The 23,873-nt window shown below is 61.1% G+C and carries 22 protein-coding genes; 7 read left to right on the top strand and 15 right to left on the bottom strand.

Going from position 1 to position 23,873, the window contains the following annotated elements:
• Positions 1 to 175: 175 nt before the first annotated feature.
• The 9 genes from CVN68_RS22615 to pqqA all read right to left on the bottom strand — a co-directional run bounded on the left by CVN68_RS22615 (position 176) and on the right by pqqA (position 7,482).
• The gene (locus CVN68_RS22615) at positions 176 to 2,254 is read right to left on the bottom strand and encodes a TonB-dependent receptor domain-containing protein (protein WP_233503747.1); all 2,079 of its coding nucleotides are present in this window, start codon (positions 2,252 to 2,254) and stop codon (positions 176 to 178) included.
• Positions 2,255 to 2,569: 315 nt separating this feature from the next.
• Complete coding sequence (locus tag CVN68_RS23535; RefSeq protein ID WP_158299057.1) at positions 2,570 to 2,713, bottom strand: hypothetical protein; 144 nt, start codon at positions 2,711 to 2,713, stop codon at positions 2,570 to 2,572.
• Between the two features lie 185 nt (positions 2,714 to 2,898).
• The gene (locus CVN68_RS22610) at positions 2,899 to 3,297 is read right to left on the bottom strand and encodes an ester cyclase (protein ID WP_100284691.1); all 399 of its coding nucleotides are present in this window, start codon (positions 3,295 to 3,297) and stop codon (positions 2,899 to 2,901) included.
• A gap of 145 nt (positions 3,298 to 3,442) precedes the next feature.
• Positions 3,443 to 4,405, bottom strand: coding sequence for a prolyl aminopeptidase (gene pip / locus CVN68_RS22605; protein ID WP_199560344.1), 963 nt, complete (start codon positions 4,403 to 4,405; stop codon positions 3,443 to 3,445).
• Positions 4,398 to 5,495 carry a pyrroloquinoline quinone biosynthesis protein PqqE gene (gene pqqE / locus CVN68_RS22600; RefSeq protein WP_100284690.1) on the bottom strand — a complete coding sequence of 366 codons (1,098 nt, stop codon included), beginning with the start codon at positions 5,493 to 5,495 and terminating at the stop codon, positions 4,398 to 4,400. Before pqqE ends, pip begins: the two co-directional genes overlap by 8 nt.
• Positions 5,492 to 5,764 (bottom strand): pyrroloquinoline quinone biosynthesis peptide chaperone PqqD, encoded by a 273-nt coding sequence (gene pqqD, locus CVN68_RS22595; protein ID WP_100284689.1) that lies wholly within the window; start codon positions 5,762 to 5,764, stop codon positions 5,492 to 5,494. Before pqqD ends, pqqE begins: the two co-directional genes overlap by 4 nt.
• Entirely contained in the window at positions 5,761 to 6,483 is a 723-nt protein-coding gene (gene pqqC / locus CVN68_RS22590) for a pyrroloquinoline-quinone synthase PqqC (RefSeq protein WP_100284688.1), read from the bottom strand. The genes pqqD and pqqC overlap by 4 nt, the downstream gene beginning before the upstream one ends.
• Positions 6,484 to 6,491: 8 nt before the next feature.
• A complete protein-coding gene (gene pqqB / locus CVN68_RS22585) occupies positions 6,492 to 7,391 on the bottom strand; it encodes a pyrroloquinoline quinone biosynthesis protein PqqB (RefSeq protein ID WP_100284687.1) in 900 nt (299 codons plus the stop codon).
• Positions 7,392 to 7,398: 7 nt separating this feature from the next.
• The gene (gene pqqA / locus CVN68_RS22580; RefSeq protein WP_100284686.1) at positions 7,399 to 7,482 is read right to left on the bottom strand and encodes a pyrroloquinoline quinone precursor peptide PqqA; all 84 of its coding nucleotides are present in this window, start codon (positions 7,480 to 7,482) and stop codon (positions 7,399 to 7,401) included.
• Positions 7,483 to 8,228: 746 nt separating this feature from the next.
• Between pqqA and CVN68_RS22575 the strand changes: the two genes are divergently transcribed.
• On the top strand, positions 8,229 to 9,632 hold the full coding sequence (locus tag CVN68_RS22575) for an alginate export family protein (RefSeq protein WP_100284685.1): 1,404 nt from the start codon (positions 8,229 to 8,231) through the stop codon (positions 9,630 to 9,632).
• A 44-nt stretch (positions 9,633 to 9,676) separates the two neighbouring features.
• On the opposite strand, the gene CVN68_RS22570 is transcribed toward CVN68_RS22575, so the two are convergent.
• The 4 genes from CVN68_RS22570 to CVN68_RS22555 form a co-directional block, all read right to left on the bottom strand.
• A complete protein-coding gene (locus tag CVN68_RS22570) occupies positions 9,677 to 10,657 on the bottom strand; it encodes an SMP-30/gluconolactonase/LRE family protein (RefSeq protein WP_100284684.1) in 981 nt (326 codons plus the stop codon).
• Positions 10,654 to 11,490 carry a DODA-type extradiol aromatic ring-opening family dioxygenase gene (locus CVN68_RS22565; protein WP_100284683.1) on the bottom strand — a complete coding sequence of 279 codons (837 nt, stop codon included), beginning with the start codon at positions 11,488 to 11,490 and terminating at the stop codon, positions 10,654 to 10,656. Before CVN68_RS22565 ends, CVN68_RS22570 begins: the two co-directional genes overlap by 4 nt.
• Before the next feature lie 135 nt (positions 11,491 to 11,625).
• Positions 11,626 to 13,359 (bottom strand): pyrroloquinoline quinone-dependent dehydrogenase, encoded by a 1,734-nt coding sequence (locus CVN68_RS22560; protein ID WP_100284682.1) that lies wholly within the window; start codon positions 13,357 to 13,359, stop codon positions 11,626 to 11,628.
• 153 nt (positions 13,360 to 13,512) lie between these two features.
• Entirely contained in the window at positions 13,513 to 14,409 is an 897-nt protein-coding gene (locus CVN68_RS22555) for a LysR family transcriptional regulator (RefSeq protein WP_100284681.1), read from the bottom strand.
• A gap of 188 nt (positions 14,410 to 14,597) precedes the next feature.
• Between CVN68_RS22555 and CVN68_RS22550 the strand changes: the two genes are divergently transcribed.
• Positions 14,598 to 15,638, top strand: coding sequence for an LLM class flavin-dependent oxidoreductase (locus tag CVN68_RS22550; RefSeq protein WP_100284680.1), 1,041 nt, complete (start codon positions 14,598 to 14,600; stop codon positions 15,636 to 15,638).
• 286 nt (positions 15,639 to 15,924) lie between these two features.
• Here the strand turns inward: CVN68_RS22550 and CVN68_RS22545 are convergent, their stop codons facing one another.
• A complete protein-coding gene (locus tag CVN68_RS22545; RefSeq protein ID WP_100284679.1) occupies positions 15,925 to 16,815 on the bottom strand; it encodes a LysR family transcriptional regulator in 891 nt (296 codons plus the stop codon).
• 143 nt (positions 16,816 to 16,958) lie between these two features.
• Between CVN68_RS22545 and CVN68_RS22540 the strand changes: the two genes are divergently transcribed.
• From CVN68_RS22540 to CVN68_RS22525, 4 genes are all read left to right on the top strand, one after another.
• A complete protein-coding gene (locus tag CVN68_RS22540; protein WP_100284678.1) occupies positions 16,959 to 17,612 on the top strand; it encodes a hydrolase in 654 nt (217 codons plus the stop codon).
• 50 nt (positions 17,613 to 17,662) lie between these two features.
• On the top strand, positions 17,663 to 19,159 hold the full coding sequence (locus CVN68_RS22535) for an alginate export family protein (protein WP_100284677.1): 1,497 nt from the start codon (positions 17,663 to 17,665) through the stop codon (positions 19,157 to 19,159).
• Between the two features lie 137 nt (positions 19,160 to 19,296).
• On the top strand, positions 19,297 to 19,800 hold the full coding sequence (locus tag CVN68_RS22530) for a VOC family protein (protein WP_233503746.1): 504 nt from the start codon (positions 19,297 to 19,299) through the stop codon (positions 19,798 to 19,800).
• Between the two features lies 1 nt (position 19,801).
• A complete protein-coding gene (locus CVN68_RS22525; RefSeq protein ID WP_100284676.1) occupies positions 19,802 to 21,607 on the top strand; it encodes an amidohydrolase in 1,806 nt (601 codons plus the stop codon).
• A gap of 129 nt (positions 21,608 to 21,736) precedes the next feature.
• Here CVN68_RS22525 and CVN68_RS22520 read toward each other — a convergent pair whose 3' ends face one another.
• The gene (locus CVN68_RS22520; RefSeq protein WP_100284675.1) at positions 21,737 to 22,639 is read right to left on the bottom strand and encodes a pirin family protein; all 903 of its coding nucleotides are present in this window, start codon (positions 22,637 to 22,639) and stop codon (positions 21,737 to 21,739) included.
• Positions 22,640 to 22,745: 106 nt separating this feature from the next.
• Between CVN68_RS22520 and CVN68_RS22515 the strand changes: the two genes are divergently transcribed.
• The gene (locus CVN68_RS22515) at positions 22,746 to 23,639 is read left to right on the top strand and encodes a LysR family transcriptional regulator (protein ID WP_100284743.1); all 894 of its coding nucleotides are present in this window, start codon (positions 22,746 to 22,748) and stop codon (positions 23,637 to 23,639) included.
• Positions 23,640 to 23,873: the final 234 nt, after the last annotated feature.

Genomic DNA, 23,873 nt, shown 5'->3' with positions numbered 1-23,873 from the left:
CGATCATCACACTGACCCTCGCTTGGGAGTGTCCGGTTTCTCTATTTCCAACAGCACTTTTTGGGAAAGCCTTTCGGAAACGCGTTTCGGAAAAGCCGCACCGGCCACTGATCACGTCCCGCTCGACCTTCATTTACCCGCAGGGCGGCAGGCACCACCAGCCGCCCTATCAAGTTCAAAATGCGTGTCGCATGCCTATCACGAAGTTTCGGCCGCGCAGCGGTGATTGATCCTTTACAAAGGAGGTGTGTGCGAATGCCAGTTCGTTAAGCAAATTACTCCCGCGCACATACAGGTCAACTGCCCTTTCGTTACCCAAGTCGAAGCGGTAACTGAGCGTGGCGTTGAGCATGTCGTAGCCGGGCGTCCGGGTTTCATAGGACGCGATCTTGTCTTGCTGAAACGTGTGATAGTATTCGACGTCGCCAGACAGCGGTCCGGCGGTCGCATCGTAGCGCACGCCGAGACGGCCGGGGGGAATGCGTGGCAGGTTGTCGTTCTCGTTCTTGAGCTTCGCGTCGACATAGTCGCCGAACACCGTCACCCGCGACTGCGGCGTGATCTGATAGCTGGCCTGGCCATCGACACCGGCGAAGCGTGCCGTCGCTGCAGTGTAGATCAGGAAATTGTGCGGAACGCCGGTCTGGGTTTCAGTTTCGATCAAGCGCGCAAACACATAATCGTCGACGTTCTGATAAAAGAGCCCAACCTCGAACTTAAGCGGCCCCCTGGTCCGACGAAGCGTCAGATTGATCGCGTCCGTGGTCTCCAGAACGTCCTCAGCCGAAAGCCCGGCTTCGTCGAGGGTCGGATTGCCGACCGCTAGACCGAGTTCATAGCTGTTGGTCGCAAGGTTGTTTCCGCGTGCGTAAAGCTCGCGCACGCTCGGCGCACGCTGGGTATGCCCGAACGACAGCGCAAGCGCATAACCTTGCCCGACGTTCCAAGTGGCGCCGAGCGATGCCGACAATGGATTGTGCCGCACGGTAGGGTTCCTGGTGCGGAAGCGCTCTACGTCCTCGCTTTCCAGCACTTGTTTCCAATCAGCACCGTACCACTCCACGAAAAGTGCTGCCAGTTCCGGGCCAACAGTCGAGCGCCACGAGGGCACTCCTACGTCAATTCGACGCCAGTCCTTGCGGACCGCAGCCTCAATATCAACGGTGCCGAACGAGCGGCGCTCGGTCAGGAATATGCCGACACTTTCAGTCAGATAGTCGGGGGTCCCATCAAAACCATAAGCGCCGTCAGGAAACGGCCTGTGCAGGTTGTTGGCGTTGATGCCGCCAAACTTGCCGTCGGTATATTGCACGCCGGCTGTCCCCGTGAAGCCGAGGATCGGCTTGTGCGTGAGCTCGAAACGCCCATCCCAGACCTCGTTGGTAAAGCGGGAGAACAGCAATTCGCCGTCGATCTCGTCATGGGCGTAATCTGTGTAGGACCCGCGAAGCCGGACGTGGCTGAAGCCCGGGAGCAGGTCGTCATAGTCGGCGCGGACATCGACCCGGTCGCTGCGCAGCTTGATAGAGGCCGTATGGCTGTCTGGCCCGCCGAATGGGTCATCGAACCCGCCATGCGCTTCGCAATGCAGGTCGAGCCCATGCGTATGGCAGACACCATTTGTGTGACTGTGCCCGGGAAGGCCGTATTCGCTCTCCATTCGCGAATATGCAGCGCCGATATACCCCTTAGGTGTAATCCATGACGCGCCGACGGAATAGCTCGTGCTCTCAACAAAAGAGTCCCGCAGCTTGTCTGAACCGTAGCTGTTGGGGACGTCATAGTCCTCCGCAGCCCGACGCGCGCCCTCAGCATGGAGGGCGAACTGGCCCAAGCCGGCGGTGACCCGGCCGACAACCGTCTTCTCTTCGTCGCCGTTGCCAAAGCGCGCCTCCGTTGCACCGGAAAGGCTCCCATCCGGCACAGCCTTGGGCACCTTGCTGTCGATCAGATTTATGGCGCCGTTGGTCGCATTACCGCCATACCTGATAGCCGCCGGCCCGCGCTGAATTTCGATGGCATCTAGTAGGAGGGGATCGGTGGTAATCGCATGGTCCGGCGAAATTGACGACACGTCGAACAGATTGGCCCCATCGGTCAGCACTTCGATGCGCGGCAACGTCTGGCCGCGGATCACGGGCCGCGACGCGCCGCCGCCGAAGTTATCAAGGTGAACGCCCGGCAGGCCGGCCAGCGTCTCGCCAAGCCCCCCCTGGCGACGATGCGCCAGTTCGTCGCCGGAAAGGACGTGCACCGGTAGCGACGTCCCTATGGTGTCAAGCGAGCGACCCGTGACGACAATGTCGCCGGAAGGCAGCCGGTCACGCCTCTCGGCTTCTGCTTCCTCGCTCTCGACTGCTGCTTCTTGAGCATACGCCAGGCCCGGTGTGCCTACCGCAAAAACCGTCGCTGCGAGAAGCGCGGGAGCTCGTAGCCTTACCTGTCGGAAACTCAATCTCTCAGCTCCAATCACCTACATAGACCGAGGCACCTAATGAGATGTTATATCCTCATGTCAAGGGTGAGCGCGAAGTGGTTTGGCTGAAAGGACAACAACGCTGTGCGCCCTTTACGCTTGGGAAATCGGCACGCGATGGTCATTGATAGTGCGTGCCCCCTGCATGCCAGTGTCGAGCAAAAACTTGCCATCGGTGCCGGCCACGGATCCATCTAACAAGGGAAACTCCTGAACCATGACGATCGGAATGGTCACCGTTTCGTCAGGAGAGCGTATCTGTCAGGCTCGCTCGGATTTGGAGGGGATCCGCGCTTGGCTACCGATAGCCGAGGGGGTTGCAGCCGCTGCTATCGTGATCAGAACAAACGCCGCAGTTCGAACTTGGTAGCGTAGGAGTGTGTTGGGCGGCATAGGCCGGCGGCAGGCCGCATCATATCGCGTCAAGGGTTCTCGTTGAGCTGCTGCTGTATCGCCAGAGCGTCGAGGAGAAAGTTCTGCTCCACGAAGCGACCGTCTCGTATTTTGTGAAACACGTGTTCGACGTACTCGACAGTCGCGCCGTTCGGCGGTGAGCCGAGCCATTCTTTGATCGGGGTGCCCTTATTGTAGAAGCGAGCTGCAACCTGATTGCCGTCGATGGCGAGATCCTGAGGACGCCACATCAGATCAGGAACGGCATCGACGTGCTCTTCGAGCACTGTAACCATTTGCTCCCTAGTCATCGGCTGTCCGTTTACGATCATGTCGTCATGCATGAACTCGCTGAGTTGCTGAAAGTTATGCGAATTAAGCGCGGCGATGTAGCGTCCAAAAAAATTGCGCAGATCGACCTCTGACATCGGCTTTTCCTTTCGATTGGTGAGTCTATGTGCGTCAACCACGTCGAGTGCGGCTGGAGAAACATGGTCGAATAGCATTCAATCCGCCGCGAGAGGGTGGATTGAGGGGACGAGGTTCATCGCCGGCCACGATACCGAATGGCACCTAAATGGGTACCGCTGCCGCATAGGCGTCCGTTGTCCGGATCAGCTCATCGAGTATCTCGGGTTCAGACCAGGCATGGCCGGCGCCCTCAATCATTCGAAGTCTTGCCTGCGGCCAAGCGCGATGCAATTCCCAGGCGGTACGCGGCGGGCAAACCATGTCGTATCGACCTTGAATGATCGTGCCGGGCACTGCGCCCAGACGGCGGGCGTCGCGGATCAACTGTCCATCTTCAAGCCAGCCGCCGTGAACGAAAAAGTGGTTCTCGATGCGTGCAAACGCGAGCGCGAAACGTGGATCGGCAAAGCCAGCACTGGTGTCTGGGTCCGGCATCAGCGTTAGCGTCTTCCCCTCCCACATCGACCAAGCCTGAGCGGCCTGTGCCTGGACGGCCGGATCGCTGCTCGTCAGTCTGCGACGATAGGCAGTGCGAAGATCTTGACGTTCCGCTGCTGGGATGGGCGCCACAAACGACTCCCACTGATCCGGGAAAATCTCCGAAGCACCCTGCTGATAGTACCAGTCCAATTCCCGCCGAGTGACAGTGAAGACCCCCCGCAGCACAAGCTCGCTGACTCGGTCCGGGTGCGTTTGTGCGTAGGTCAGTGCTAGCGTCGAGCCCCAGGAGCCCCCAAACACAAGCCACCGCTTAACGCCGGTGAGAGTACGCAACCGCTCCATGTCGGCCACCAGGTGCCAGGTCGTATTCGCTTCCAGGCTGGCATAGGGAGTAGACTTTCCGCATCCGCGCTGATCGAACAGCAACAGATCATATCGTGCGGGATCAAACAGGCGGCGGTGTCGCGCCGAGATGCCGCCGCCCGGTCCGCCGTGGAGGAACACAGCTGGCTTGGCCCCTGGAGTTCCACAGCGCTCATAGTAGAGGACGTGGCCATCGCCGACATCGAGGAACCCCGCTGCGTAGGGCTCGACCGGGGGATATAACGACCGCAGATCAGGCATCGGCAACGCGTCGCATTCGACGAGGAACAAGGTCGAGCGGTGCATCGACAGCGGCAGCGACCGCCTCGGCCATCAGAGCGTGATCGGGGGACCGGGCGCACGCCGGATCGGTCGCCGTGGCATCACCTGCCAAGGCCAGCGCCTGGCAGCGGCAGCCGCCCCAGTCGATCTCCCGCCGGTCGCAGCTCCGGCATGGTGCTGGCATCCACTCGGTGCCCCTAAAACGCCGAAACGCCTCCGAGTCAGTCCAGATGTTCTTAAGCGACATGTCTCGCACCGACGGGAACGCGAGATCGGTCAGCGTTTCAGCCGCATGGCATGGTAGCCCTTTACCGGAAGGCGATATGTTGATGAAGCGATTGCCCCATCCCCCCATGCAGGCCTTGGGACGGGCGGCGTAGTAATCGGGGACAACGTAGTCGATAGCAATGCGACCAGCGAGCCTGGTACGGGCGGTTGCAACGACCTTGTTGGTCGCCTCCAACTGCTCGCGACTGGGTAGCAGCGCGCTCCGATTTAGCAGCGCCCAGCCGTAATATTGCACATGCGCGATCTCGATACGCTCAGCCTGAAGCGCTTCACCCAAGGCGATCATCGCTTCGACCCGATCGACGTTCTGCCGGTGCACGACGAAATTGGCGGTGAGCGGGAGCCCGGCTTCACGAATGCGGCGCGCGGACTCCAGCTTACGTGCGTGGCCGCCACGGTAGCCGCCGAAGCGGTCGCCCTCCGCCAGAAGGGCGTCCTGGAAAGAAAGCTGTATGTGATCGATACCGGCGCCTAGCAAATCGCTGATCGCCGCATCGGACAGCAACACGCCAGAAGTGATGATGTTGGTATATAACCCTGCGCTCGAAGCATGCGCGACCAACTGTACGAGGTCGGCGCGCGCCATCGGCTCGCCACCCGAAAAATGCACTTGCAGGATGCCCAGCGCCGCCGCTTGGTCGAGCACCCGTGTCCAGTCGGCGGTAGTGAGTTCGCCGCGCGGTGGGTCAAGCGCGATAGGGTTGGAACAATAGGCACATTGCAAGGGGCAGCGATGCGTAAGCTCAGCAATAAGACCCATGGGGGGCTGGGTATAGTTCATAGTTCCAGCGCTCCGCGTAGTGACAGGTCTTCCAGCGCTGCTGCCGTGTCCCGAACAATGAGCTCACGCGGTGCGTCGAACCGCGAAGCGAGATCGTCGGCAATCGCCGCGATTGGGCGCTCGCCATCCACCAACTTCAGAATTTCCACTGCAACTTCATCAGGCACGTACAGCTTCTCGGGCGCTAGAAGCACCCAAGCCCCGCGAACCTGATCGTACCGGAACCGGACGCCTCGACGGAAGCGCGGAACGCGAGACTCGCCGCTCATGCGGCGTCCGGTACGAATGCGCCGGGCGGTACAAAACCGGGAGCGACATAGGCATAGTAAAGGCCGTCCAGCTGAGACCATAGCACGTCGCATTTGAACCGGAGCGCCGCTAGCACCGCTGCTTGCTTCTCTAAGGTGACTGCCTCCGACCTGACATAGGCGAGGGCCCAAGCGCTGTCCTGCGGCGCCTGGGTGAGCCGGGGCGTGAAATAGGCCAGTGTCTCGCGGGTTATGAAGTCGTAGTGCTTCAACATGCCCGAGACACGCTCTGCGATGATTGCCGGCGCAAACAACTCCGTGAGCGAAGATGCGATCGCTTCCAGCAGCGTGCGATCCCGAACGAAATGGACGTAAGCGTCCACGGCAAAACGCGTCTCGGGGAGGATGCCGCCAGCGCTTTCCACCAGGGCCCTATCAAGCCCAACCCCTTCGGCCAGCTTCAGCCAGCGTTCTATGCCTCCCGGCGTGTCGCCATCACCGTCGTGGTCCTCGATGCGCCGACGCCACTCACGGCGTTGCGCAGCAGAGGGGAGGCGCGCCATCAGCATCGCATCCTTGGTTGGTATGCTTGCCTGGTAATAGTAGCGGTTGAGCGCCCACGCCTGTACCTGACCGCGGGTGAGTTCACCGGAGTGGAGCAGCTGATGGAAAGGGTGGAGGCTGTGATACCGTTCAGCGCCGATCGCGCGGAGCGCGGCTTCTAGCGCGTCAGGGGACATCACCGCACTCAAAGCGAAAACTCCATGCCGTCCTCGGCGATTATCCAGCCAGCAGCCTCCGCTTCGGCTCGCTCGAGCGAGTCCGCCAGCAGGACAGGGTTCGAGTTGTTCATGTGAATGATTATCTTGCGGCGCACCGTGATCGATTGGAATGCTGCCAGCGTGCCATCAGGCCCGGAGAGACTCATATGCCCCATCCTTCGGCCCGTTTTGCTACCGAGATTCGCGGCGACCATCTCATCGTCGCGCCAAAGCGTGCCGTCGAAGAACACCATGTCCGCGCCGTTCAGCCGCGAGGCTAGCTCGTTCGTCATGGCTGCACAGCCAGGGATATAGAAGACTCGATGCCGCCCGTCCGACACCAGCACGCCAACGGTCGTTTCGTCGACTTGGATGGTCGGCATCGTATCAGCCTCTTCCAAGAAGAGCGGCACCTTCCCCGGGACGGAAAACAGCTCGAGGGTGCAGCCGTACTCGGTTGCTCGAGCGTTCAGCTCCAACGCCTGCCTTGCCACGATGTCCCGCCCAAGTACGTCGAAGATCGGGTTGGCATCGAGAAATCCGTGGACGCGCGGTGTCGCAAGAAGGGTGAACGCGTGGCGCTCTCTCAATGTCAGGAGGCCGGCAATCACGTCCACATCGCCGCCAGACAGGACAACTGCAGCGATGGGGCTGGAGCGCATTCCGTCGCGAGGGTGCAGCTTAGGCGTGCGGTTGAGTTGCTCGCGAAGGTCTGGCGATGCGTTGAGAAGAATCCACTGATTGCCGTCCGCGCTGATGGCCAGGCCGGCTTGAGTCCTGGGGAGCGCCGCAGGATCGCCAGCGCGGGCGCGGCGACAACCGGGAGCATCGGAATTCCACTGGGGAAAACCACCGCCAGCAGCGGACCCCAGGACCAAAACCTGCACTGATATTTCAGGCGTTCAGCTCGGCAGAGGCGTAGCAGTTGATTTCCGCGCCCAGGGCGATTTCGACAATCTTGGGTGTGTTCCAGGTCATGAGCTTGCTCCATCAGGTTGCTGGCGCGGGACAGTGCCACTGCCATCCCACAGAATGTGGCAGCAGCTCGGGGGCCGATCACACGCACGCTGACAATGACACTTCGTCAGGTGCGGCGGTAGCGCCGATACCGTGTACTCTCTGTCACAGTTGGCGGAACGCTGGGCGGGTAGCACGTGTCGCGTTCGCGCCTCATATCTACTGGTGAGCCCCACACTTTCGCCATGGCGGATCGTGACAGAAGCCGACGGTTCTCATTGGAAGGACAGGCGCCGTTGCCGCGCTTGTTCGTCCTGGACCGGGAGGAACGGTAGTAACGGACGTAGTCGCGGTTCTGCCGGACCTGCAGAGACCGAAACCGCGTCGGCCGACGTGCCGAGAGCAATCGTCAGCCCAGCCCGCGGCTCCTCTGCAAACATCAGTCACTGATACTCGGACTGCCGGCTCCCCTCACTGAGCGGCGCATCGCATATCTGTACGATCCGAAGTTCGTGACGAGAGGAGTCCGTGGCGGCGTTCCGAATCGTGCGACAGAGAACGACGAATGGTGGAGCTAACGCGGTTCGAGGCGCCATGGCATTCTTAGTCAGAGGTCCAGCAGCTTTTAGCGATCTCGCCCCCGACCCCTGCAGAGTGGAGGAGGGATGAGCTCGGGTCTCCGGGGGTACCTTGAGAAAGAAATGGCCGCGAGGGCGTTAAGCGAAAAATAGGGATCGATAGTCTTGCCGCCCTCCTCTCTGATCCCAATGGTCAGTCTCATCTGCGCGCGCCTAGCGGTAGCAGTAGCGATTTCGCCACTTAGTGCGCATGCGCAGGTGACCGCGAATGAACGCCAGACACCCGAAGTGACTCCGGAGCGCCATACTGAAGACTGGTCCTATCTCGATGATCCATCCAAACGGACTGGCCATTGGACAGAGAAATTCAAGTATATACCTTTGAGTGACGATGGATCGAGCTATCTGACGTCCGGACTCGAAGCACGCGTCCGGTACGAAGGCTTCCGAAGCCCCAACTGGGGATCACGGCCGGATGACAGCTATGTCTGGCACCGATTCATGCCCTACGCGGACCTGCACCTCAAAAATGCGAGGATGTTCATTCAGCCGGTCTTCTCTGCGATTTCGGGCGCCGACCGCCCTCTAAGCCCCGTCGATACGAGCGGCACTGACGCGCTGCAGGCATTCCTAGAGGTCGATCTTCGGCTTGCGGAAGACGTCAGTCTGAGTGTTTCCGCCGGACGTAAGGTCTTCTCGCTAGGTGCAGGCCGATTCATCGACTCCCGCTACGGACCCAACATCCTCCAGCCTTTCGACGGAGCGGACGTCGCGTTTTCGGCAGAAGCGCAACAGTTAAGAATGCTGTACGTCAGACCGGTTGATACACGAGCGGGCGACATGAACGACCGCAGCTCAAACAAGCAAGCGGTGTGGGGAGTGTATGCGACGCAGTGGCTGGACCGGAGCCGCGCGAGCGGCGTCGACCTTTATTATTTGGGCCTCCGCGACCGTGACGCACGGGTAGATCAAGGCGCTGGCCGCTTGATGGTCCACACAGTTGGCAGCCGTTTCTTCGGTAAACGCGGCAATTGGTCCTGGAACCTCGAAGGCGCCGTCCAACGCGGGTCGTTCGCCGACAAGCAGGTCCAGGCTTTCGGGGTGGGATCAGAGGTAAGCTATAGCTTTTCGGGTTCGACCTTGAAGCCGATGCTTGCGTTTACGCTGGACTATGCCTCCGGCGATCGCGACCCGGCGGATGATAAACTTGGAACGATGAATCCACTATTCCCAAGAGGCCAGTATTTCGTGACGCAGTCGCCGATCGGTCCTCGCAACCTCATTCATGTTCGATCTTCGCTGACCGTGCATCCTTGGGAACGTGTGGCGATCTCGTTCGACGGTGGTGGCTATTGGCGCGCGAGCACACGCGACGGGATCTACAACATGCCAGGGTTCCTGGAGCGGAGTGGTGCCGGGAGCAGGGCTCGCTTCGTCAGCAAGCAATATGAGTTGGCGGTAGATTGGCAGGCCAACTCGGAACTGAGCTTCCGAGGTCTGGTCAGTCTGTTCGATCCTCAGCAATTTATCCGCGAGACCGGCACGGCACGATCAATTCGCGCGGTGGTTGCGACGACGAGCTTCAGGTTCTGAGCTGTTGGGCGTTCACCCGTAGGTTCGCGGAGGTTGAGCTCGGGTCAGGGGGAGGGGAGAGTGATAGCGTAAGCTTTGAATGGTGCAGGATCGGACTCTGGCTTGTCGCGCAGAGAGAGCTTCGATTCGAGCGCCCAGAGTGTGTTCTCTACAATTGTGACACCAGCAGGCCCGACTAGGCCTGAGCGGAGTGTCTGCACGGCGACAGTGTCGCCCTTGATGGTCAGCAGGTCGATGGTCCCCCCACCTTCAGCCAAGACCAACTGGGTCGCATTCAGGCGGCGCATCCCGTCTGGTCGTGTCAGCGGGCGCGACGTTTTCAAAACTACCGGCTTGCCCGCAGACCCATCGGCCTTCAGCTCGATGCGCATAAGCTTTCCGGAAGTGAAGCTGTTCACGAACAGCAGACGGTCCTGAAAGGCGAGACCGTCGGCACCCTCAAGGTCGTTCGACCTCGACCATTCCGTTAGCTCCTGGCTGTCGGCAGCCAGGCGCAGGATGCGCCCGCCGGCAGTATCGGCGACATATGCGGCCTTGTCCGGCCCGATGGCGATATCGTTGCATAGCCCGCTGCCGCCGGGCAGCGGATGTTTGCTGCGGAAGGCGCCAGTCTTGAGATCGTATCTAAAGACCGCCGGCTTGGCTGTAACCTGTCCCGGGGCCGCAGGATCGAGGCGCGAAGAGCAGACCCAAAGAATGTTGGAGGCTTCGTCGGCCAAAACTCCGAACGTGTCGAGAAGACCGTTGTCACCGGCCGCTATCCATTGCGTCGCAACTGCCGCTCCTGGCACCGCCCTGAAGATTCCACCCGACCCGACCGAGCCGGTGATGATGGTTCCGTCTTTGGTCGAGGTGATGTTTTCAGGAAAGGATCTCGGGCCGTCGATTACTATCTCGGAGCGCGAGGGTCCGGGCTGCGCAGCGCAACCGGAGGCTCCGGCGGCGATTGCGGCCGCCATGAGCGCGAGAAATGGAATCTGACGTTTCGCGTGCTGGACGCTCATGATGTGAGGCGAGCAGATCATAGGTTGTTTCCTTCGAGAGGGGGTTCGCCGAAGCGAAAGCTCGAAACCGATAGGCCCCCGAAGAAATCCGATTGGTGGTAGCTAAGGGAGGCAGGTTCGGTGCCCGCCGCTCCGGCCACGACCATCAGCGGCAGGAGGTGATCCTCGCGCGGATGTACCGCGCGGGCAGAGGGAGCCCCAGTCCATTGTACCAGTCGCCTCTCGCGCTCGTGAGGCGGCGTGTCGAGCACCGTTTCCCGCAACCACGCGTCAAACTGTCGGGAAGGTTCGTGCCCGGCTCCCGTCTGCATAGCTTGCAGATTATGGTAACTGAGCCCGCTGCCAATGATCAGAACGCCCTCGTCTCGCAAGGGGGCGAGAGCCTTACCAGCGGCGATATGCAGGGCTGGGTCGAAGCTGGCATGTAGTGAGACCTGGACGAGAGGAACATCCTCCTCGGGATAGAGGGGCTTCATGATGCTGAAGGTGCCGTGATCAAAGCCGCGCTGAGGGTCGAGATCGGTAGGGAGCCCTCGAGCCGCCAACAACCCGGCCGCCCGCTCGGCCAGTGCTGGTGAGCCGGGGGAGCGGTAGGCGATTTCGTAGAGGTGGGGGGGAAATCCGTAATAATCGTATTCCATGCCCGGTCGCGCGGCAGACGACAGAGTGAATGCTTCCTTTTCCCAGTGGCCTGAGACCACCAGCACAGCCTTCGGCATGTTGTCGAGTTCAGCGCGCATCCGAACGAGTGAGCCTTCGAGCTCATCGAAACGCCGCCGAAACTCGCCGTCCATGTAGGGCCAAGGGCCGCCGCCATGGCTCACGAAGTACGTTGGAAGAGGTTGGGTCGTCACGATGAGATCCTGAGGCTCGTTACTGGGCTTCGATGATACGAAGGAAAACGGCCCACCGTCCGAAGTCTTAGATGGTCGAGGTGGGTTGCAGTGGAGCATCCGCCTCGGCCACGTGAACGGTGGGCGTAACGCGCGCTACTTCAAACCGTAGACAACGATGCTGGTGCGTGTGACGGGTGCGGGCCAAGCTCCGCCGCCGTTTCCGATTGCCGCTGCTACAAGCTGTTTGTCTCCGACGCGGTAGGTGATGATGCCGCCGCCGATCGGCTGTCCGACCTGCTCGTTCCAAAGCTTCTTGCCGCTGGTGGCATCCACGGCGAAAAAGTTGCCGGCCAGGTCAGAGGCGAAGACAAGGCCGCCGGCAGTGGGGGTAACCCCGCCGAGAACCGGTTTCGGTGCCTCAAGTTTCCAACGCACGGCACCAGTGTCCGCGTCGTAGGCGGTAAGCCAGCCGCGAGCAGTCGACCACGGCATCATCGCCTCGGTCATAGGCTCCTTGATGCCGAGCCAGATGTCGCCCGTTTTTGGCACAGGTGCGTCCTTGGGCGTCAGCGTCACGCGTGAACACCAATCCACCGCACCCACGAATATCGTATTGAGCTTGGGACTGAAGGCCGCGCCATTCCACTCACTCCCGCCGAACATGCCCGGACAGAATTCCGTGGCTCGCTCGCGCGACAGCGGCACATCCACATTCTTGCGGGTTGTTGTTGGCTGCCCGTAGAGGAGCGGGAGACCTGATTTCAGATCGCCGCGATCGAGCACTGACAGCATGCCATCCTTGTTCGCAGAGGCGACGACGCGCTTGCCCCCAGCGGTGGTGAACAGCGCCGGGGGGCCGCTCAGACCCCAGTCGTGGTAGTCCTGCTTCACGACCTGATTGTGGGCGATCCGCCGGCCGGTCTTCCCGTCGATGGCAATGACTGAATTGACGTAAAGGTTATCACCCTGTCGAAGCTCGCCGTCGAAGTCCGGAGCGGGATTGCCTGTCGGAACGTAGACGACGCCGGCTGCTTCGTCATAGGTGAGCGAGGTCCAAATCCCACCGCCAGACAGAGGGTTACCTTTCGGCATCTTCCAGGTTGCGCGGATCTCGGGGGTGTCGGGCACGACCTCGAAACGCCAGAGCATCTTGCCGGTCTTCGCATCGAACGCGTAGGCGTGGCCGGTCACATTCGCGCGGTCGCCGCCAGCATTGCCGATGAACACCTTACCGTCAGCGGCGATCGGCGCCATCGGGATGCTGACCCCGGGCCCGGCGTCAGGGATCTGAACATCCCAGAGCGTGCGACCATCCTTCGGAGAGATCGCGAGGACATGACCCTCCATCGTTCCGCGGAACAGGACCCCGTCATGATACGCGAAGCCGCGGTTAGCGGTGATGACACCTTCTCCAGTCGGCACCGGATGCGTGATGTGCCAGCGTTCCTTGCAGGTCCCGGCATCAACTGCGAACGAACCACCGGGGGTGGTGAAGTAGAGGACCCCATCGATCGCGAGCGGGCCGGTTTGAAAAGATGACGGCTCTGACAGGGCATACTCGCACTTGCGGACGAGCGACCCGACGTTCTCCCGGGTGATATCAGCGAGAGGCGAAAATCTGTCCCCGGCCAAGGTCCGGTTGTACGACGCCCAATTCCCATCGGATGCTGCACCCGGGTTTTCTTGGGAGGCGGCGCAAGCGGTCATTGCGAACGACGAAAACGTAAAAGTGGCGAGGTAGCGGAAACTGCGACGCAGGTTCGCGGGCCTTTTCGAGTCGAGTATCAAAGCAATGCTCGACAGCATAGAACTGGTCTGCGGGTCTCGAAGTGTATCGACAGTGGTAACTTGTGTCTGAGATTCAGTGATGACGATGTTGTGGCGCATGGGAGCCCCCTTTCGACTGCGCACGCTATCGTCGATGAGCGCCTTTCTGTAGTCGCGGCAGACAGGCAACTGTGTCGCAAAAACAGAGACGCGCGGCACTGAGAAGCGTCATTCGCGTGGGCTTGCCAAACCCCATCACGCTCGCCTCGGCTGTCAGCCTGACGGGTTATTAGACAGACTATCTGGTGCTCCAAGACGCTCGATCAAAAGCTCGGTGAGGGCTCGGACCTTGCGCAACGGGTGTTGCCCGGGTGGGCGAATAACGAAAATGCCGTACACTGGTTGCGGATAATGAGACATCACGCGCACGAGTGCTCCTGATGCCAAATGCTCGACAATCAAGCCGTCAGGCAGGCAAGCAATGCCGAGACCCGCAAGCGCTGCGGCTGTGATCGCGACTCCATTATCAGCCTTGAAGCGACCCTGAACATTGAGCGTGACGGTCTTGTCGCCATCGACAAAGTCCCACGGCTCAGTGCCTTGGAGAAGCGCCTCATGACTAAGCAAATCTTCCAGCGTCTCTGGTGACCCACGCCTCGCGATGTAGTCCGGGCTGGCCACGAGCGATGCATAGAGCGGCGCAATGCGCCTGGCGAGAAGCGTCGATGGTGCGGGGCGTCCAAACCGAATGGCGCAATCGAACCCCTCCTCTATCAGGTTCACGTGCCGGTCGCTGTAACAAGTCTGAATGTGCAAGGAAGGATGCAGGCGCCCAAGCTGAGCTAGGACGGGGGCCAGGTGCGTCGGTCCAAATGACAGCGGCGCAGCGATCCGAAGGCGACCACGGAGCTCTCCGTTCGGCACGATTGTCTCTCGCGCGGTATCAAGATCCGCTATGACCTTTGCGGCATATTCTCGGAACGTCGCGCCTGCCTCGGTCAGCGAGGCCCCCCGTGTTGTTCGGGCAAGCAGCTGGACGCCGAGATCCGCCTCCAAGCGGATAAGCTGCCGGCTGACGATCGCCTTCCCGATACCGAGGCGACGGGCAGCAGCCGTCACGCCGCCGGCATCCGCGACCTCCACGAAGGTTCGTAAGTCTTGGGTGTTCACGCTCGTCCTCGAATCTGTGACGCAAAGTAGCGGAATACGATGCTAGCGTATCCGCATAAGGGATGCCAACGTCACGTAGCGGTATCTCGCTGCCTCCAGCATGCTCCCATCAGCGCGGGGCCGCGCCTCCTTGATCACTGCTGGGCGGATCGATCGGCGGCATGGTGTCGGAACGACAAGGACGTGATATGGAAATTGGCATTGACAGCTTCGCAGCTATCTTCCCCGATCCGGTAAACGGCGCGCTGCCTGCGGCAGCTGATCGAATGGCTGGCGTGCTCGAAGAGATCGAGCTTGCGGAGCGGGTAGGGCTCCACTTTTTTGGCATTGGCGAACACCACCGGTCCGAGTTTCTTGACTCCTCGCCGGTGACGATCCTGGCTGCGGCCGCGGCACGTACAGAACGGATCAGGCTCACTAGCGCGGTAACGGTTCTCGGTGCCGTCGATCCGGTCCGGCTTTTTCAGGAGTTCGCGACGCTTGATCTCATATCCCGCGGCCGCGCTGAGATCGTCGCCGGAAGGGGATCCTCGGTGGAAGCTTTCCCTTTGTTCGGCCTTCCGATGCGAGACTATGACGAACTCTTTGCGGAGAAACTCGACCTGCTCCTGCTGCTTCGAGAAACGACCCATCCCACTTGGAAAGGGCGGTTCCGGGCGCCGCTGACAGGACAGGGTGTGTTTCCGCGACCGCATCAGGCCCGCTTGCCCGTTTGGATAGGTGTCGGCGGGACCCCTGAATCATTCGAGCGCGCTGGCCGCCTGGGGTTGCCACTGATGATCGCAATCGTCGGCGGCACGTTCGATCGGTTTCGTCCGCTAGTCGACCTTTACCGCGAGGCTGGCGCGCGCGCGGGCCACGATCCCGTGCAGCTCAAGGTAGCGATTCATGCCATGGGCTTCGTTGCGGACAGTGACGCGGCAGCCCGTGATGCCTTCTATCCCGGCTGGGCGCAGATGATCTCCAAATATGCGCGCGAACGTGGTTGGTCTCAGCCAACGCGCGCGCAGTTCGAAGCGACAGCGGGTCCCGAAGGGGCTTTCCTTATTGGGAATCCTGCGACTGTTGCCGCAAAGATCCAACACGCTAACGAGGTCCTTGGGGGCCTTTCGCGAGTTGCTTTCCAGATGACGTCTGCAGCCTCAGAGACTGCCGCGATGCTGCGTGCGATAGAGCTACTCGGCACTGAGGTTGCGCTGGCTGTCCGGACGTTAGATGCTTCCACTTGAGCGAGGCAAAGGCCAGGTATGGGCGGACTGGCGGATCTGTCAGCATGCACCCCGCTATGGTGTATCTCACCTCTCGATACACAGGGGTTTGCCGGACGGAGAAGATTATGGCGCCCCTTGAGAGCGCGGCGGTCGGCGATCTGTCGATAAAGCCCGCTCGAGCGCTCCGACGCTCGACTATAATCTCCCCGCCTTCCGAGCGGGATCACCGCTCTGACATCGCGGGTCAGAGCAAGGTAGTGCCACGCCGAGGCAATGTGTGTCGCAGCCTCCGGAACGCCAGCGACTAGTTTGCGCTTTGGTCGGCTTTGTGCTCGCTGAAGCACTCGATCAGCATTTCGGTGAGCACGCGCACTTTTCGCGAAGGATGCTGCCCCGGGGGACGGACAACATAGATGGCGAGTTCGGGGATCGGATAGCGAGGCATCACGGGCACCAGAACGCCGGAAGCTAGATGTTCCTTGACCAGGTCGAGTGGGACTCCGGCGATGCCGACGCCTTGGATCGCAGCGGCGATGAGGGCGACGGCGTTATCTGCTTTGAATCGCCCCCGCGGCCGCATCGCGATGATCTTGTCGCCGTCCGCTGCTGGCCATGTCTCCGTGCCCTGCATGACCGCCTGATGAGTGACGAACTCCTCTGGGGTTTCTGGAGATCCGTACTTCTTGATGTAGGCCGGCGATGCGACATACCCCGCGCGGATGGGGCCGATCCTCCTTGCGATCAGGTTCGAATCGGGCAGCGTACCGACGCGTATCGCACAATCGTAACCCTCCGTAATGAGGTCGACGAACCGATCTGTGTAGCATGAATGGATATGAAGCTCTGGATGGCGCGCCGCCATTTCGGCAAGGACCGGCGCGAAATGCGTCGGCCCGAATGACAAGGGCGCTGCGACGCGCAGGCGGCCCCGCAACTCGCCCGCCGGAAGGATCGTTTCCTTGGCGACATCGATTTCGGCGATCACCCGGGCGGCATAGTCCCGGAACGTCGCTCCGGCCTCGGTAAGCGCCGCACCCCGTGTGGTGCGCGCAAGAAGCTGGACACTCAACTCCGCTTCCAGTCGGACAAGGCGGCGGCTAACCATCGACTTGGAGATGCCCAGCCGCCGCGAGGCGGGCGTGACGCCACCTGCGTCAGCGACCTCAACGAACGTCCGCAAGTCTTCAATGTCCATCCAGCGTTCCCCGTCCTGCGACACAGCATGTCACCGGACGATGCTACCGCCGCGGATACCGGAATGGCAACACTTCAACTGGGCTCGCGTCTCGTTCGATGTCCCAGCAACCAATGCAAGCACTTGCAGAAGAGAGAACCGCCATGACTTTCCGCAATGGGCTCAACTCGCTTCTTCGTCCCGAAGATTCAGTGCTCCTTTTGATCGATCACCAACCTTATCAGCTTGCCAACACGAACAGCCATGATCCGCAGGCGGTCGTGAACAACACGACAGCTCTTGCGAAGGCCGCCAAGGTGTTCAAGGTCCCAACGATCCTGACCAGCGTCATCGCCAACCGGGGTGGGCTACTCTTCAAGCAGCTCACTGACCTGTTCCCGGATCAGGAGGTAATCGACCGCACTTTCATCAATACCTGGGAAGACAAGCCCACTGTCGACGCGGTCAAGGCGACTGGTCGCAAGCAGCTCATCATTGCCGGTCTCTGGACCGAGGTCTGCGTAGCTATGCCAGCGCTTCACGCGGCCGGCGAAGGCTGGGATGTAACGGTCGTTACTGACGCCAGCGGCGGTGCATCGGTCGAGGCACATCAGGTCGCCATTCAGCGCTTGGTCGCCGGCGGAGTGAACGTGATGACCTGGATGGCCGTGGTCTCGGAGTGGCAGCGCGATTGGGCGCGGACCGACACCGCGGCGCTTCTCCCGGAGATCCTGATCGACCACGCGGGAGGCGCCGGCATCGCGTATCTGTGGGAGCAGCAACTCTTGAAGACCCCCGTCGATACCGACGCGGGCTGATCGCCGTGATTGGCGAGCATCGACAAAACGCGTTGCGGCAGCCTGCGGGCATGTCGATGCTCGCCACCCCCCCCTACAAGGTCGGAAGCGCGCCAAGGCGGCCGACTTCCGATGATCGCAATCGAAGTGGAGTCCCTCGGCTGGCGAACGCCGGACCGTGCCTGATCTTCGTCGCGGCCGCCTTGATATCGCCTTCCGCAGCAAGTGCGCAGGTGTCGACCAATCTGGAACGCGCTCCGACGCTCACCATCGATCGCTATTCAGAAAACTGGTCCACCCTCGCCGATCCCGCAGCCCGGACGGGCGATTGGGCCGAGCCGTTGAAGTATATCCCGCTGAACGAGGATGGCTCCATCTATCTGACCACGGGCCTGGAGGCGCGTTCACGCTACGAAGGCTATGAGAATGTGAACTGGGGAGCGTCGCCGAACGACGATTACGTCTGGAATCGACTGATGCCTTATGCTGATCTTCATGTCGGCAAGCTGCGGTTTTTTGCGATGCCGATCGTTTCGGCTATCTCCGGAACAGACCGCCGGAAGGGACCTGCGGACGCTACCGGCGTCGACATGCTGCAGGCGTTTGTCGACGTAGACATCCCGGTACCGAGCGGGGATGTGCTTCGACTGTCTGCCGGGCGGAAGCTAGTTTCGCTCGGTTCGGGACGGTTTATCGACAGGCGCTATGGAACCGGCGTTCCGCTGCCGTTTGACGGATTCGAGGGTATCGCCACCGGTAAGAGCCGCCAAATAACTGGCTTCTACCTTCAGCCGGTCGACACGAAGCTGGGCGCGTTCAACGACCGACGCTCGCGTAATAAAGCAGTCTGGGGCGTCTACGCCACACAATGGCTCAACGCGAAGCACACATATGGTGTCGATATCTACTATATCGGCCTGCGAGACCGAAACGCCGTCTTCGACCAAGGCGCCGGCAGGCAGCTGGCGCACACCATCGGCACAAGGTTCTTCGGAGACAATGGCGCCTGGTATTGGAACGCCGAGGCAGCGGTGCAGCGCGGCACATTTGCCGGTTACCGCTCGGCGGCCTGGGGCGTCGGGGCAGAGACAGGGTACCGCTTCCGGAACTCGCCACTCCGACCAGAGATCGCGCTTACTGCCGATGTTGTTTCGGGCGACGGTGACCCGAACGACCGGAAGCTGGGGACGCTGAATCCGCTTTTCCCGAACGGCAAGTATTTCGGAGCCCTTTCACCTATCGGTCCGCGGAACCTCATCCATCTCCGACCTTCGACCACGGTTCATCCGCGCAAGGACATCGCCGTATCGCTGACCGGAGTTGCCTATTGGCGTGAGAGTGTACACGACGGGATCTACGCCATCCCAGGGTTTCTGGTACGAAGCGGCAAGACCAGCGACGCGCGCTTCATCGGAAAGCAGATCGAGCTTGCCGCCAGCTGGCAGGCGACACCGAAGCTGAACCTCACCGCCTCGCTGAGTGCTTTCGACCCCGGCCCATTCATTCGTGATACCGGCCCGGCGCGCACCATCAAGATGGTCGGCGCCCAGACCACCTTTAGGTTCTGACGATGCGCTATCCGCCGCTCACCGCGCATTGCCGCGTGGCCCAACCGAGGAAAGGCGGGATCGGCCACCGCCGCATCGGCGCGGCCGAGCGGGCTCCGAGTTCAAAACCTTCATCCTCAATTCGACGGACAACGCCTGTGGCTGACCTCACTCCGCCCGCGCTTAATGATGCTTCACCCTTCGCCGACATGCGCGGTCACCACGTCGCGGTGCGCACGCCCGACTTCGAGATCGCCAAGCGATGGTATGTCGCATCGCTCGACTTTCGTGTGGTCGCCGAATGGGACTACGCCGACCAGAGGCTCGGCTACCTCGCTTCGCCCGTCGACGATCGTTTCTGCATCGAAACTATCGTTGGCGGTGAGCCGGTTCCGCAAGATGTGCGGCCCTACTCACACTTGGGCGGCACCCTCGACTTCGCGGGCTATCACCATTTTTGTCTCAGCGTCGTCGATGGTGCCGAAACGCTCGAGGAGCTTCGCGCGCGCGGCGTGACCATCGTCGCCGAGCCATTCGTGGTCGAAGCAATCGGCCGCAAACTCGCTTTTTCGCCGATCCTTTCGGCAATCTCATCGAACTGGCTGAGGTGCTCGCCTCCAGCCTCCCGCACTCCGTCCAAACAAACAGCTAAGCGAGGCTAATATGATCAGGAAAGCATTTGTCGCAATCGTCGCGATCACATCGTTCTCCGCGCTACAGGCACAATCAACGCAGGGCCATACCGGAGCCGATCTGATCGTATTCAACGCCAAGATCTCCACCGGCAACCGAGCGCAGCCAGAAGCGACGGCGCTGGCCGTAAAAAATGGCCGCATTTACTCCGTCGGATCCGACGCCGATATTCTTGGCCTAAAGAGTGCCGAGACCAAGGTCATTGATGCGCACAGCCGCAGGCTCATCCCGGGCATTATCGATGCGCATATCCATGTCCTCAACGACTTGGCCTATAACTACAATGTGCGATGGGACGGCGTGCCGACGCTACGTCAGGCGTTGACCATGCTTCACGAGCAAGCGGGCCGCACTCCGGATGGCCAGTGGGTCAAGGTGATTGGAGGCTGGTCCCCGTACCAGTTCAAGGAGAACCGCTTCCCCACGCTGGCTGAACTCCGCAAGGCGGTGCCCAATCGGCCGATGATCGTGCAATACGCCTATAACCGCGCCTACTTGAACAAGCAGGCGCTGGATGTGCTGGGCGTGGGCACCGATCGGTTCCCGAAGGTGCCGGGCACCGAGATTGAAAAGGACAGTCGCGGGAACCCCACGGGAGTTATCTACGGCAATACCTGGTTGTTCGTCGCTCTCGAGATGGCGGTGCCGCAGCCCACGTTCGACGAGGAAGTGAGTTCGCTGGTCAGTAGCATCCATGGCCTGAACCGATTCGGTGTCACATCGATCGTCGATAACGGCAGCAGGTGGGCCTACCCTAAAGCACAGGCGAGGGTTGCCGTGCTTGCGCGAGACAACCGCCTCAATGTGCGCATGCCCTTCGTGGATCTACAGCTCGGCAATGGCGGTCCAGTAAACATGGTGGATCTAGAGCTAGAGGCTATAACGAAGACGGCGCCGATAAGCCCCGGACAGAACCTGTATCCTACCTTGCCGCATGGCCATGAGTATCGAGGGGCCGGGGAAGTCCTGAGCGCGGAAGTCCACGATCATGAGAATTTTGACCGCCCGGCCATCATCATCGACCCAGAGAAGATGCGGCGCTTCGTCGAGGAAGATGTGAAAAGGCTGGTCGAGCGACGCATCCCCTTCCGTATGCACGCCAGCTACAACGAGAACATCTCCCCGTTTCTCGATGCGTTGGAAAAGGTGAATGAGACGACACCGCTTGACGGCTTGCGGTGGAGCCTCGAACACGCCGAGACCATCAGTCCGGAGAACATCGCTCGGGTTCGGAAGCTGGGCGGCGGGATCGCCCTGGACGATAAGATGGCGCTGCACGCCGATGGCTTCATCAAGACATATGGCCTTGCCAAAGCGTTGCAGACTCCGCGCCTGCGCATGCTCATAGATAGCGGGATCCCGTTAGCGATGACCACCGACGGCTTCAGGGCATCTTCGTACAATCCATGGGTGGGTATCAGTTGGATGGTGTCCGGGAAATCAGTGTCTGGATCCGAGGCACTCGCCAAGGATAACCGGCTTACCCGAGCTGAGGCGTTGAAGCTGTTCACCGCGGGAGGAGCGTGGTTCATGAATGCGGAATCGGAAGCGGGCACCATTGCGCCCGGCTACCTGGCGGACTTCGCGGTGCTCGACCGGGATTATTTCACCGTGCCGGAGGACCAGATCAAGTCCGTCTCATCCGTTCTAACTGTCATGAACGGCAAGGTCGTATTCGGTGACCAGGATTACAGTGGGCTGTCGCCACAGCTGCCCGCGACCCTACCTACGTGGTCGCCCGTGAAACATTTCGGCGTCTATTACCAAGGGAAGTAACCTATGGGGCCGGCTGCTTACAGCCAGCGCCATAGTTGATGGGTTGGATCGGCGGGAGGCACCGGCAGCGCTGAAGCGCTGCCGGTGCCTTTTGTGATGCCGGCCGGAGAGCGGCCGGCTGGCCGAGCTCTACCGGAAGATCGGCACGGCTCCCGACTGTTCCATGGCGCCTGATCGCTTCATCCTCTGACCGATGGCAGCGATATTCGCTTCACCGGCCTCCAACGCCGCCTCGGATGTGTGAACCGAATAATAACCCGTCACCAGATCGTGAGGATGGGGGATAGCAGAGCCGATGACGAAGACTGCGTCACGCTCATTCCCGGCGGTCAGCGTGATGGCGTCCGATCCTTGGTCGAATACGACCATCTCGGTCGCCACGACGGTTTCTCCGGCATCGAGCGAGCCGCGGGCCACGCCGAGCCAGGCGACCGACTGGTCCTTCGACGGCGTGAACGTCCAAGTCTCACCCCGCTTGAGCGTCACGAGAAGGTAGGTCGTGCCATCGACGGACCGGACCGGACTACGCCGACCGCCATATTCGCCCAGGATCACATGCGCCGGACCGACCGACGGCATGTCACCCGCCTCGATATATTGGCTGTCGACCGGGCCGTTCTCGAGCTCGGGCGGCAGGGCTACCCAGAGCTGAAAGCCTTGAACGCTCGGCGACGAGCCGCGCGACATCTCCTTGCCGTGCCATACGCCGCCGCCCGCACGCATCCACTCGACGCCGCCGTAGCCGATCGTTCCCTGCCCCGAGGACGGATCGTCGAACCGCACATCGCCTTCGGTCAGGACGGTAACCGTTGCCAGGCCTGAGTGCGGATGGATGGCCATCGAGCCCATGAATTCCGAACGGGCCTCGAACAGGTCAAGGAACACGAACGGCTTGACGACCTCGCCGAGATCCCCGGGGCTCATCAGACGCCTGATCGATCCATGCGCTTGGCCCGTCGTGCGGTGGACGATGCGACGCTCGCCAGATGCGACGTAAGCGGAACCGGTTCTTTCGATTATTTGCGCGTTCATCTCTGAAACTCCTAGTCTGATGACCGCAAAGTGGAGATTCGGGACCTATTGGAGTAGCCCATCAAAACAGATGCGATCTATCGGCAAGCCCGATAGGATGGTCGTCATGCTGGATGCCTTTTCCTCCGATCAGATCCGAACGTTCATCGCGGCTGCGGAAGAGGGCAGCTTCTCTGCGGCCGGACGTCGGCTGGGACGTGCCCAGTCCGTCGTCAGCCAGACACTTGCCAATCTGGAAGGCCAGCTTGGCGTGCTGCTCTTCGATCGAAGCGGACGGTCACCGGTCCTGACGCCCGCCGGCGCAGCCCTCATCCCGCGAGCGCGCGAGATCGTCGGCGCGATGGGCAGCTTCAAGGCACAAGCGCGCGCGCTCGCCGGCGGACTGGAGCCGGAATTGTCGGTCGCGGTCGATGTTATGTTCCCGATCACGACGCTGACCGACGCGGTGTCGGCATTTCACACCGAGTTTCCCGACACGCCGCTGCGGCTCTACGTCGAAGCGCTCGGCGCGGTCCTGATGCCCATTCTCGATCGACGCTGCTCCTTCGGGGTGATGGGCTCGCTACCGGTCGTTCCACCGGGGATCGGGGTAGAGCGCCTGCTCGAGGTGGAGATGGTCGTCGTTGCCTCGCCCCACCATCCGCTGGCTGCATTGGATTCGGGCGACGTCGACGCCGCACTGAGCGCCCATATTCAGTTGATCCTCACCGATCGTTCTTCGCTGACGGAAGGGCGCGAGTTTGGTGTACTCTCCCCACGGGTGTGGCGTCTGGCCGACCTCGGCGCAAAGCATGCGTTCCTCAAGGCTGGGTTGGGCTGGGGCGCGATGCCGCTGGACGTCGTCCGACAGGATATCAATGACGGATCGCTTGTTGAACTCGAGGTGCTTTCGCTTGGTCGTGCGCAGCGGATGATGTCGATGTTCGCCGCCTGGCGCGACGACGCTCCGCCGGGTCCTGCGGGCAAGTGGTTTGTGGAGCGGCTAAAGGTCGCCGAATGACCAATACCCTGCGTCGGCAGCGTAGGTAACGCTGTCGGTGGCGATCAGCGATCTTGCTGTGCATCGGGTCTCGGGGGCGCCGGTCGAGCAGCCTGTCACATCTTTGAGAGATGTCGGAACGCGCAATGAGGCAGCGGATGTCGCGCTTCGTGCGACGAAGCATCGCTCGAACGGCGGCTACCCGCCGGTCACGCGCCATCGTACCTGATTCAGGCTAGATGGCAGATCGGACCG

The sequence above is a fragment of the Sphingomonas psychrotolerans genome, from assembly GCF_002796605.1.
In the GTDB taxonomy this organism is placed as follows: Bacteria; Pseudomonadota; Alphaproteobacteria; order Sphingomonadales; family Sphingomonadaceae; genus Sphingomonas; species Sphingomonas psychrotolerans.
This window is presented reverse-complemented; position numbering and strand designations above follow the sequence as displayed.